At 47.4% G+C, this 11,898-nt stretch carries 11 protein-coding genes; 7 read left to right on the top strand and 4 right to left on the bottom strand.

From position 1 onward, the window contains the following. The first annotated feature begins 7 nt into the window (after positions 1 to 7). The 6 genes from K341_RS0102950 to K341_RS0102975 all read left to right on the top strand — a co-directional run bounded on the left by K341_RS0102950 (position 8) and on the right by K341_RS0102975 (position 7,276). Positions 8 to 568 carry a helix-hairpin-helix domain-containing protein gene (locus tag K341_RS0102950; protein WP_026761796.1) on the top strand — a complete coding sequence of 187 codons (561 nt, stop codon included), beginning with the start codon at positions 8 to 10 and terminating at the stop codon, positions 566 to 568. Continuing rightward, the gene (locus K341_RS0102955; RefSeq protein WP_026761797.1) at positions 565 to 2,997 is read left to right on the top strand and encodes a DNA internalization-related competence protein ComEC/Rec2; all 2,433 of its coding nucleotides are present in this window, start codon (positions 565 to 567) and stop codon (positions 2,995 to 2,997) included. Before K341_RS0102950 ends, K341_RS0102955 begins: the two co-directional genes overlap by 4 nt. A 64-nt stretch (positions 2,998 to 3,061) precedes the next feature. Beyond that, a complete protein-coding gene (locus K341_RS0102960; RefSeq protein ID WP_037349346.1) occupies positions 3,062 to 3,787 on the top strand; it encodes an HAD family hydrolase in 726 nt (241 codons plus the stop codon). A gap of 140 nt (positions 3,788 to 3,927) precedes the next feature. Next, a complete protein-coding gene (locus tag K341_RS0102965; protein WP_026761799.1) occupies positions 3,928 to 4,554 on the top strand; it encodes a DUF47 domain-containing protein in 627 nt (208 codons plus the stop codon). Further along, the gene (locus K341_RS0102970) at positions 4,547 to 5,545 is read left to right on the top strand and encodes an inorganic phosphate transporter (RefSeq protein ID WP_009348764.1); all 999 of its coding nucleotides are present in this window, start codon (positions 4,547 to 4,549) and stop codon (positions 5,543 to 5,545) included. The genes K341_RS0102965 and K341_RS0102970 overlap by 8 nt, the downstream gene beginning before the upstream one ends. Before the next feature lie 114 nt (positions 5,546 to 5,659). Next, positions 5,660 to 7,276: a nucleoside kinase gene (locus K341_RS0102975; RefSeq protein ID WP_026761800.1), complete on the top strand. Its 1,617-nt coding sequence runs from the start codon at positions 5,660 to 5,662 to the stop codon at positions 7,274 to 7,276. Between the two features lie 61 nt (positions 7,277 to 7,337). On the opposite strand, the gene K341_RS0102980 is transcribed toward K341_RS0102975, so the two are convergent. Next, positions 7,338 to 8,726, bottom strand: a complete 1,389-nt coding sequence (locus K341_RS0102980) for a pyruvate carboxylase subunit B (RefSeq protein WP_009348762.1) — start codon at positions 8,724 to 8,726, stop codon at positions 7,338 to 7,340. Between the two features lie 266 nt (positions 8,727 to 8,992). Here K341_RS0102980 and K341_RS0102985 point away from each other — a divergent pair, with 266 nt between their 5' ends. Further along, positions 8,993 to 9,949: a D-2-hydroxyacid dehydrogenase gene (locus K341_RS0102985; RefSeq protein WP_009348761.1), complete on the top strand. Its 957-nt coding sequence runs from the start codon at positions 8,993 to 8,995 to the stop codon at positions 9,947 to 9,949. A 3-nt stretch (positions 9,950 to 9,952) separates the two neighbouring features. On the opposite strand, the gene K341_RS0102990 is transcribed toward K341_RS0102985, so the two are convergent. From K341_RS0102990 to K341_RS0103000, 3 genes are all read right to left on the bottom strand, one after another. Continuing rightward, a complete protein-coding gene (locus tag K341_RS0102990) occupies positions 9,953 to 10,489 on the bottom strand; it encodes an HDIG domain-containing metalloprotein (RefSeq protein WP_009348760.1) in 537 nt (178 codons plus the stop codon). Between the two features lie 18 nt (positions 10,490 to 10,507). Beyond that, entirely contained in the window at positions 10,508 to 10,828 is a 321-nt protein-coding gene (locus tag K341_RS0102995; RefSeq protein WP_009348759.1) for a YerC/YecD family TrpR-related protein, read from the bottom strand. Positions 10,829 to 10,934: 106 nt separating this feature from the next. Beyond that, positions 10,935 to 11,888 carry an HlyD family secretion protein gene (locus tag K341_RS0103000; RefSeq protein WP_026761801.1) on the bottom strand — a complete coding sequence of 318 codons (954 nt, stop codon included), beginning with the start codon at positions 11,886 to 11,888 and terminating at the stop codon, positions 10,935 to 10,937. Between the last annotated feature and the right edge of the window lie 10 nt (positions 11,889 to 11,898).

The raw sequence follows: 11,898 nt of genomic DNA on the forward strand, positions 1-11,898 counted from the left end.
TGTTCGTATGCCCATGTTCAAAAAGTCCCTTGCCGTATTGCTCATTCTCGTTGCCGCCGCTATAGGCGGCACAATGTACGGCTACTATTCGGAACAGGAAACATTGGCGCTTGACGCGGGGACGAACATGCCGCCGGAACCGCCGCGTTCCGTGACCGTATATGTTTCGGGAGAGGTGAAAAAACCGGGACTCGTTATACTCCCCGAAGGAAAACGTGTCGGCGATGCCGTGAACGAAGTCGGCGGCGTGATAGAAACGGCAGACATTGACCGCGTGAATATGGCGGCGCTGCTTGAAGACGGAATGCATATACGCGTACCGGAAAATCAAAAATTCGGCAGTAAGACCGCCGTGCCCGCGGGGAACGATACAGACGGGCGGATCAACATCAACACAGCAAACGAGAAGGAACTGCAGGAGCTTCCCGGCATCGGTCCCGCGATGTCGGCACGTATTGTGGAGTATCGTGAAGCAAACGGGAACTTCAAGAAGATTGAAGATATAAAAAAGATACGCGGAATCGGCAACGCAAAATTTGAAAAACTAAAGGACAAGGTGACCATATGAAAACAGGGCAGTATCAGCTCACGTTTCTTATCGCCCTGTTATTTTCCCTTTGTCTCGGTATTTTCTGCAGCGCATATTTTGATATTTCTTTTTCTGCCGCGCTGCCGTATTTTTTATCCGTACTGCTGATTGGAAGCGGCGCGGCGATATTCCTGATATATCGGCAAAGCCCAAAGACATGGATTGTCTTCGTCGGGCTTTTTTTCGTATTGGGGATGCTTCGATTCGCGGCGGTCTATGATCTTCCGGCTTCCGATATTTCGAATTACGCGGGACAAGATGCCAAGGTCGAAGGTGTCGTTACAGAACCGCCTCGTATTACCGCAGATCCGGATGGGGGTGTTCATCTGCGTTATACGGCACAGGTAACATCTATATTTTCCAAAGGAGAAGAACATGTCGGAGAAGGGAATATACTTATTTATTCCCGCGCGCGTGCCGGAGACGACCTGCCTGAAGTGCATATCGGGGATCATATTTCTGCCGAAGGAACAGTGCGCCGACCGCACAGTTATCAAAACCCAGGGCAGATAGATACGGCGTTCCTTTTGCGCAGCCAAGGAATTACAGCGCGGCTTCACACAAGCCAAGATTCTCTTTCTTTTCAGCGTGCAGAAAAATATTCGTTATTTCAGAATATCATCCAATTTGCGGCAGATGTGCGTACACACTATATCAATCGCATGTCGGAGGTGATGCCGCACAGCGATGCAGCGGCGATTTTTGCAATGCTGTTTGGAGGATACGAAGGCATACGACCGGAACTATTAGAAGCCTTTACCACAACGGGAATTATACATATTTTATCTGTTTCCGGCTCCCATATCAGCTTGATTGCCGCCGTGACGGCATGGTTCTCTATAATTCTGAAATTTCCCAAATGGGCGCGGGCAATCTCTGTGATTTTTGTCATTTCAGCCTATGTCGTATTGGCAGGATTCGTGCCGCCTGCCGTACGTTCTGGCATTATGGGCGGAATTGCTTTTGTCGGACTTGTTCTAGGGCAGGAACGGGACGCGCAGCGTATCTTGATTGTGACGGGGATCTTGATGCTCCTCGTCTCTCCGCTGCTGTTTTTCCATATCAGCTTTCAATTGTCCTTTCTTGCAACGGCGGGGCTACTTTTTATTGCGCCCATACTGTTTCAACGTATGAAAGGGATATCCGTATTTGCCGCAGGCAGTTTATCCATAACAATGTCAGCGCAACTCGCGACGCTCCCCATGCTCGCATGGTATTTCAATCAGGTGTCGCTGTCGTCTTTATTATCGAATTTTATTGTCGTTCCGATTGTGGACATCATCATTATCGTCGGGCTTTTGGGCGGGATTACGGCGTGGATCATCCCTCTAGCGGGGAAAGTTGTATTTGCGTTTGACAGCATATTGCTTGGCATATCGTTTGAATTGACACGCTTTATGGCGGCGCTGCCGGCTTCTAAAATTTTTGTTCCGACGCCGGAGATTGGTGTCGGATGTGCCTATTACACCTTGCTGCTGCTCATATTTGCACCGCAAGAACTGCGTGACCACTTGATAGAATTTATCAAGGGAAAGCAAAAGGCTATTGGTGTCTCCCTCGGCGTACTGCTTATTTTTTTCATCTTTCGCTATATTGCACAGCCTGCCGAACTATCGGTTCACTTTATTGATGTAGGGCAGGGGGACTCGGTTCTTCTAATTACGCCGCATGGTCATGCGATGATGTTTGATACCGGCGGAACGAGAGACGATGCGTTTGACATTGGCGCACGGGTAGATGTTCCGTATCTGCTGCACTATGGCGTGCGCGAGCTCGACTATATATTTCTCTCACACGCACATGCGGATCATGCCGCGGGCGCACATGCGATTCTTGCAAAAATGCCGGTCAAGCACGTGTTCATTGCGGATGAGGGGGTTACAGAATATGCGAGAAGTATGCATATGGGAGACAGCGATCCACTGCTGTTAAAATTTAGCAAGTCGGAAGAGGGAAGGCGAATCACAGTGGACGGCGTCACTATCGATACCGTCTACGCGCCGCCCTATGATCCGTCGGACAGCGCAACCGGCAACGAGGTGTCGAATGTCTATCGTGTGCACTATGGCAGCGCGAGCTTTTTGTTTACCGGCGATTTGGTCAAAGAACACGAGGCGAAGCTGCTTGCACTTCATAAGGACATACAGAGCACAGTCCTAGAAGTTCCGCATCACGGTTCAAATACATCGAGTTCAGAGGAATTTATCGCCGCCGTACATCCCGTATACGCCGTATACTCGGTGGGGAGAGATAATACATTTGGGCATCCGAAACAGGAGGTGGCGGATCGATACGAAAAACAAGGCATAAAAACGCTGCGAACGGATTATGACGGGGCAATCGTATTTCGCACCGACGGCAGCCGTCTTAAGGTGGAAACCTATACGGCGCACAAAATCCTGCACTAACGCATTGCGCGGGGGCATAATTTTATTTATAATAGCGATAGACTCTTCAATACAAAGCGAGGATATGATGAAAAACTATGGCGTAGTTTTTGATGTTGACGATACGTTATACGATATGTCTATTCCCTTTTTGGGTGCCTACCAATCCCTCTATGGCACGCGGTATCGGTTTCCAACGAACGATCTGTTCCTCTTATTTCGTCGCTACAGTGACGAACGCTTTGACGATACGCAAACCGGGAAGATGTCGATGGAGGCACTTTATGCCTATCGTCTTCGCATGACTATGCAGGAATACGGGGTCTCCGTCACTGATGAGGAGGTGTTGGAGTTTCAGCGCCGTTATGTGGAATTTCAATACCGGATTCGTCTCACCGATACGATGAAGCATATTCTTGATACATTACGGGAAAAGAATGTAAAAATGGGTGTTATCACGAATGGCAACTCCGTACATCAGCGTGAAAAAATCAAATCGTTGAATCTTGCACACTGGATTCCCGCAGAACATGTCATCGTCTCCGGCGATCATGATTTTCGCAAGCCCGATGTACGTATATTTCGAGAGATGGAGCGTCGGCTGGATCTTCCCGCAGAGCGTCTCCTCTACGTTGGAGACGCATTTGCCCTCGATATGCCGGGTGCCTGTCATGCCGGATGGCATACACTGTGGTTCAACCATCGACACCGCATCAAACCGGACGATACAAAAATTACAGCGGATATTGAAGTTCATAGCGAGGAAGAGCTTTCTATGCGGCTTTTAGCATATATAACAACGGTATCATAAATCCTAATTTCAATATCAAATCGAATGCCGCGGAACTTGAATTTTGTCTTGCTGTCAATCCTAAATAATGATATTATTACACCGTAGACTTTCGAGCGGTGTGACTCCAAACTCGTATATTTTAGGGAGGGTCATGATATATGTTCAATTTCAAACAGAAAGACGATGAGTTTTTCTGTCTCTTCCTAGAGAGTGCTAAGTTTTTTCACACTGGGGTATTGGTTCTTAATGACGTAATGAAGGACTATACCTGTGTCGGTGAGAAAGTCAAAGAAATTGACCGCATTGAACATGAAGCGGATAACGTCAACGATCGTATCATCGATAAGCTGAACCTTACGTTTATCACCCCCATTGACCGTGAGGACATCTATGCCCTTGCAAATAATTTAGACGACGGGGTAGACCTGCTGCAGGGAACTTTACAGCGCTATCATATGTACCATGTCGGTGAGCCGATGCCCGGCGCGGTCAAACTGACGGAGCTGCTTATCGTGGCGACTGAAGAAGTTGTGCGCGCGTTTTCCTTTTTGGATAATATCCGAAAGAATCAAGTTCAAATCCTCGATGCGTCTCATAAGATAGAACGCTATGAAAGTGAAGGGGACTCCATCTATCGGCAGGAAGTCGCGTATTTATTCGAGCACGAAACGAATGCAATCGAACTCATACGCTGGAAGGACGTCTTAGAGCAACTGGAGGATACGCTTGATCACTGCGAGCTCATTGCCGACATGCTGCGGGGAGTGGTAATGAAATATGCCTGATTTGCAGCTTTTGATTTTCTTAGTGATCCTGTTGGCGCTCATTTTTGATTTTATCAACGGCTTTCATGACACGGCGAACGCAATCGCCACTTCTGTATCGACGCGGGCAATTCATCCGCAGCACGCCATCATCATGGCTGCCGTTCTGAATTTCCTCGGGGCAATGTATAGCACGGGCGTTGCCAAAACCATCGGCTCTGACATTGTGAAATCTGCGGGACATGTGGACGAGCATGTCCTGATTGCCGCACTCTTCGGCTCTATTATATGGAATATTATCACATGGCGGTTCTCTATGCCGTCCAGCAGCTCGCACGCGCTCATCGGCGGGGTAATCGGCGCCGTTCTCATGTCCTCGGTCGGTTCGGACGGATTGAACTTCTACGGCATTGGCAAAATTATACTATCTCTCATTCTATCGCCGCTCGTCGGTCTTGTATCCGGCTGCATCATTATGTCGGCGCTCTTTCGCTTCTTTGGTCATTTTCGACCGACTTCCATCAATGGAAAATTCAAGAAGATGCAAATATTATCAGCCGCGACAATGGCGTTTTCTCACGGTTCAAATGATGCGCAGAAGTCTATGGGCATTATTACCCTTGCGTTATTGTCCGGCGGCTATATCGATGTCTTTGAGGTACCGACTTATGTTAAGGTACTGGCGGCGACGGCAATGGCGTGCGGAACGGCGGCAGGGGGATGGCGCATCATAAAAACCATCGGCGGAAAAATATTTAAGCTCCAGCCGATCTCAGGTTTTGCAGCAGATCTCAATTCATCCATAATCATATTCGGAGCGACGCTTCTCCATTTACCGGTGAGCACGACACATGTCGTCTCAGGTTCTATCATGGGTGTCGGCGCTGCCAAGCGTATTAATGCAGTTCGTTGGGGTGTCGCACAGCAAATGGTTATCGCATGGGTTCTAACTATCCCTTGTACCGCCGTTATGGGTGCACTGACATATAAACTAGTTACCGCATTAGTTTAGTCATATACAAATAAAATCCTGCACTACTGATGGGCAGGATTTTTGTATATCTAAACATAGAGCAGAAAACTAAACGCTATCTACTATCATATGTAAATAAAGGAGCATGTAAGAATGGAAAAAAGTCTGCTGGAAATCGCCCGGGAACATAGTCATGAATACGCTAGCCCCATCGTTGCCGCTGTTGTCGACGGAGAGGTGCACGATCTGCAGTCGTTATATCATGAGAGCAACGATATAAAGTTTATAGAACTAAATTCCCGCCTTGGTTGGAGAGTCTATCGGCGCTCCGTATTGTTTCTTTTAATTGTTGCCGTAAACGAATTGGATAAAGATGCGGAAGTCATTGCAAAATTTACAGTGAACAAGGGGCTGTTTTGCGAGATACAGCATCCCGACAAGAGCATTGATGTGCATTTTGTCAAGGAAATCGAGGCCGTCATGCGGCAAATGATTTCCGAGAATATAGCCTTTTGCAAACGCTCCGTTGCGAGAGAAGAAGCGATCGAGCTCTTCCGCAAGGAAGGGCGCTATGGAAAGGTGAATTTGATATCGGAGCTGACACAGCCGTATATTAGCCTCTATACATGTAAATCGTATGCAGACTACCTATATGGTCCGATGCTGCACGAAACAAAAGAGCTGAATCAATTCGAGCTTGACCATGAAAAAACCGGCGTACTGATCCGTACGCCGGACGAGATGACAAACGGTAAAATACGAAAGCGCATCAACCAGCCAAAATTCGAGCTTATCCTGTCCGAATCGAAAACATGGGCGGATATTTTAGATTGTCGATACATCTCCGATCTGAACAGGATCAATAAAAATCATGAGATCGGGGAGCTGATCCGGGTTTCGGAAGGGCTGCAGGAAAAGAAGATCGCTCAGATTGCGGATCATATCTCTTCCAATAGTGACGATACACGCATCATTTTGATTGCCGGCCCTTCTTCCTCCGGAAAGACGTCTTTTGCACAGCGTCTGCGCATACAACTGCGTGTCAATGGCCTGCATCCGATCATGCTGTCCCTAGACGATTATTTCCTCAATCGTGAGGATACGCCGCGCAACGAGCGCGGAGAATATGACTACGAGTGTCTGGAAGCCCTCGATACAGAGCTTTTCAATCAAAATATGGTCGATCTTCTTGCCGGAAAAGAAGTTGTTCTGCCGCACTTTAATTTCGTTAGCGGAAAAAGAGAATGGGGCAAGAGCAAACCTATATCGATTCGCTCGGATCAGCCGATCATCATAGAGGGGATTCACGGGCTAAACGAGGCGCTGACAAAGGAAATCCCGCGCAAGAATAAATACAAGATCTATATCAGCGCATTAACTCAGCTCAATATTGATGCACACAATAGGATTCCAACGACGGATATACGATTTTTGCGCCGATTGGTACGAGACCATCAATTTCGCGGCTCAAAAGCCATCAAGAGCATCAAACAGTGGCCGGACGTCAGGGCTGGGGAAGAAAAATACATATTCCCGTTTCAAGAGGATGCCGATGTCCTTTTCAACTCGGCGCTGATTTATGAGGTCGGCGTACTAAAGAAATATGCGATTCCTCTTCTAAAGGAAATAAAAAAAGGGGAGGACGGATATACAGAAGCTGCCTTAATTCTCCGATTCTTACAGTATGTGAACGAGATAACAGCGGTGGACGAGATACCGAACAATTCGATTTTGCGCGAGTTTATCGGGAAATCAGTGTTTTTCTCTTGAATACGAAAAGGAGACGGACTGCAAAGCAATCCGTCCCCTCGAATGATTCTAGGAAGCGTTATTATTCTTTGACATACGCCGTGATGGGCTTGTAGTGCGCCTTGAAGAACTCTTCTGCGACCTGCGGGAAAAGCGCATAGGACAGAACGTCCTCATCGGAAGGATTCAGATAGCCTTTTGTTTTGAGCTCTTCCTTAAACTCTGCAAACGTCTTAGCCTTGGCATCCTCGATGGAGCAGTCATCGATGATATCCTTGGGATCTATCTTCAAGGTGTCCGTCAGGAATGCACGATCGATTTCAACCGGCGTCTTGCCGAATTTTCCGCGTGCAAGATCCTTAAACTCGTTTGGAACCATCTTATAGCGCTCGCCTGTCATGACGTTAAACGTTGCCATCGTGCCGACGATCTGCGAAGACGGCGTGACAAGAGGAGGATAACCGATATCCTTGCGAACGCGCGGCATCTCATCAAGGAGATCTTGATAGCGGTCTTCCATGCCGGCTTCTTTGAGCTGATTTGCAAGGTTGGAGAGCATACCGCCCGGGATCTGGAAGTCCAGAACATTGGGGTTGATGTCGAAGTATCCTTTGAGGTTAAAGGTCTTGATCAGATCCTGCTTGACCTTGAGGAAATGTTTGGAGATCGGCGTCATCGCCTGACGATCGAGCCCCGTGTCGCGCTCCGTCCCCTCGAGCATAGCAACCATCGTCTCTGTGCACGGCTGCGACGTATCGCTCGAGAAGGGGGCAAGAGCCGTATCAATGATGTCGACGCCGGCTTCAACCGCCTTGATGTACGTTGCATGACCAAATCCGGACGTGCAGTGCGTATGCAGGTCAATGGGAATCTTGACGGCGGCTTTGAGCTTCGTGATAAGATCCTCAGCGACATATGGCTTCAGAAGTCCCGACATATCCTTGATACAGACGGAATGGCATCCCATCTTTTCGAGTTCGACCGCCAGCTCAACGAACATTTCGTTGGTGTGCACAGGGCTGATCGTGTATACGAGACAGCCTTGGACATGCGGCTTTTCGGGACATTTGAGCGCGGCGCTAATCGCCACTTTCAGGTTGCGAATGTCGTTGAGCGCATCGAAGATGCGGAAGACGCCGATACCGTGTGCAGAGGCTTTTTGAACGAACTTTTCTACAACATCGTTGGAATAATGATTATAGCCGAGCAGGTTCTGACCGCGCAAGAGCATCTGGATCGGGGTCTTGAGGTGCTTCTTCAGAGTGTCCAAACGTTCCCACGGATCTTCATCAAGGAAACGCAGGCAAGAATCAAATGTTGCTCCGCCCCAAGCTTCAAGGGAGTTGTACCCGATGGCATCAAGCGCCTCAAGCTGCGGAAGCATATCCGAAATTCTCATGCGGGTTGCCAGCAGTGACTGATGTCCATCGCGGAGCACAGTCTCAGTGATTTTTACAGGATTCTTTGACATAAAAGAACACTCTCCTTGACTAAAAATCATAATCAAAAATTATATAACCCAACATCTAAATTATAGGATTAAACGGGAGCGTTGTCAATCATAAGTTATAAAATTCACATATCTTTATTCTATTTTTACGCTTAACTATCCATAATGGTAATTATGGATAGTTAAGAAGGAAGAACTTTAGAAAAGGATTTTTTGTCATTTTAGCGAATAGTTACTATTTAATGAACGGTATACGAATTTACTGCATATCGGAAAGGATTTATCATATGGAACTGCATCTTCTATCGTTTGTGCGATTGAATGACGAACAGATCGATCTTCTGCATCACGCGTCGCCCGGCTGCACTGTCGTATGCGGGCGTCCGGAACAAACTGCTTCTGTGATGCCTGATGTCGATATACTGCTGGGATATGATTCCCAAATGGATATCGATACATTCCTCCAGCAGATGCCAAAGCTAAAATGGATTCATACCTTTAGCGCGGGTGTTGAGAAACTGATGGCCAACGAGGATTTTTGCCGATCGGATATTTTACTTACAAATTCGCGCGGTATCCACGGGATCCCTATGGCAGAGCATATTCTTGGCACTATGCTCGCGTCGAGCCGCCGACTGATCGAGGCATGGGAAAATCAAAAAAATCACCAATGGAAGCGTTTAACCTCTCCCGACGAACTCTACGGTAAAACAGCGGCAGTTATCGGACTTGGCAGCATCGGACGCGAGGTTGCAAAACATCTGAAAAATATGGGGATGCACGTCGTCGCCGTAAAACAAAAAGAAACAACCGAACCGTTTGTCGATCAGCTGCTTCCGATAGCACAGATTTCCGAGGCGCTCTCCTGTGCGGATTATGTTATTGTCACACTGCCGTTGACGCCTGAAACAACCAATATGTTTAATCAGGATGCATTCCGTCTCATGAAGAAAGATGCGTTTTTTATCAATGTATCAAGAGGCGCCGTGGTAAACGAGAACGACCTTGTGGCAGCTCTTTCCTCCGGGATGATTTGCGGCGCTTCTCTCGATGTTTTCGCGGTAGAACCGCTGCCGGAGGATTCTCCGCTATGGGACGTTCCAAATCTATATATTACGCCGCATTATTCATCCGTTTCCCCAATGTATCTAGAGCGCTCTCTCAAGATCTTTCGCAGCAACCTGCAGATATTCCCGCAGCGTATCGGTATGATGAATGTCGTCGATAAGACACGCGGATACTGATCGTTAGTTCCGTGCGTCTGCCCGCTTCAAAATAGAAAGTACCGGATCATCTTCCGGTGCTTCTTTTTTTTGATGCTGCGCTACAATGATTGCTTCCCTATACCTCCCTATCATCCGAAGTTTCTCCGCACCAATTTCCGGGTGATGATAAGAAACATAAAAGGCGGTTCCAACCTTTCCGCAGATTCCACTCTTGTCTTTTTTTGAAACAAAGAACGGTATCGTCGACGGAAAGAATCGGCGTGCAAGAACGGATAGAACTTTACCCCAAACATCCGTGGTCCCTTTTGTTTTCCCTATATCATGCAGTAACGCACAGCGAATGAGGAAGATATAGTCATCCGAGGATAAATGTCGCTCTTCTCGATAGATTTCCTTCGCGGTAAGCGCCACATGAAATGAATGAAACCGATCCGCAGGATGCATCGCATAAAAAAGCTCCTGTTCATCATCGGTGAGATAAGATCTGACAAAGGTATGGGTACCTATGTCCATTTTCCCCCATATTGCCCAATAAAATTGTCGTATGCGCTGTATCATAAGAAAGGCTCGTCGCAGCTACTCATAAGCTTCCTCTTTCTGCTCTTCGTGTGGAAATAGTCTGCTCAGGACAAGCGCATATCCGTCGGCGCCATAGTTCAGACAGCGTTTCACACGGCTGATTGTCGCGGTGCTCGCGCCTGTCTGCGCAACAATCTCATCGTATGTCCCGCCTTCATACAGCATATGAGCAACCTCAAGACGCTGGGCAATCGCCTTGAGTTCTGCAATGGTACATATGTCCTCAAAGAACCGATAGCATTCCTCTCGTGTATTCAATAAAACGGTCGCATCACATAGCTGATCAGTCAGATGATCTCTGAGTTTATGGTTCGGCATATTTATTCCCTCTTAAAAAATCATTTTGCACAATAACGCTTTATTACGTCACAATATAAAATGCTTCCTAGAAAAAGTAAAGCGTCACACGCCGCCATGAAAGCAGTCACGGAATAAAGTGCAGCTTGATATGCTCCGTATCCCCGTGCACCTCCGTTATATCGGACGGAACGGATATAACGACGCGTTTTCCTCCGCCCTCCGTTTCGCCATCCGAAATTTCCTGCACGGTACCGCTCAGTTTCATTCGGTCTAATTGATACTCTACCGGCTGTCCTAGATATATCCTATCTATTTCTTCTCCGATAATCTCTGTCTCAATCCATGGATTTTCTGCAAGGCGCACCTGCAGAAGAACCTCGCCCGTCTGTACGTGATCGCCAGGAATAACGAATAGTCTGGTTATCGTTCCCGCGTACGAAGAAACAATATCACTTGCCGCTGTCCCCTCTTTTGCTTTCTTTAATGTCTCTTCGGCGGCTTGGACTTGTCGCTTAGCTGCTTCGACAGTATTGGGATCGACGGTTATTTTTATCGGCGAGGACGATGAATAAGATGACGCACTTTTGATAACTTCGTAGTTTGCAATCGATTCGTCGCGTTTTGCGGCGCTGATCGCCCCCATTTCATAGAGGGCTTTCATCCGCTCCATTCGTGTCTCTGCTTCGATGAGTTCATGATTGTTTTCGGTACTGCGGACACTGCTTGTCGTATTTCCAATAATACCGTTTTGAAGCTGTGCAAGATTGCTTTTTGATAAATCTACATTTTGCTGCAAACGTAAGATCTCTTCCTCGGTTATTTGGTTTCGAACAACCGCCAAAACCGTTCCCTCTTCGAGAAAACTCCCCTCCTGTGCCGTCATATCCTCTACCGTACCGCCGCTTGGGGAAAGTATATTTTCCGTGCGGTACATAAGACGTCCTTCGGCGATAAGTGTCGTATGATTATTTGTATCTGTTTGCATCATAATATACGCGATACCGCTCGCCAAGATACAAAGCGCTATGCAGAAGCGTCCCGTATATTTTTTTATATCGCTTGTAATATCGACATCCATCCTAAAATCC

Source organism: Centipeda artemidis DSM 19719, from assembly GCF_000426665.1.
GTDB classification, from domain to species: Bacteria; Bacillota; Negativicutes; order Selenomonadales; family Selenomonadaceae; genus Centipeda; species Centipeda artemidis.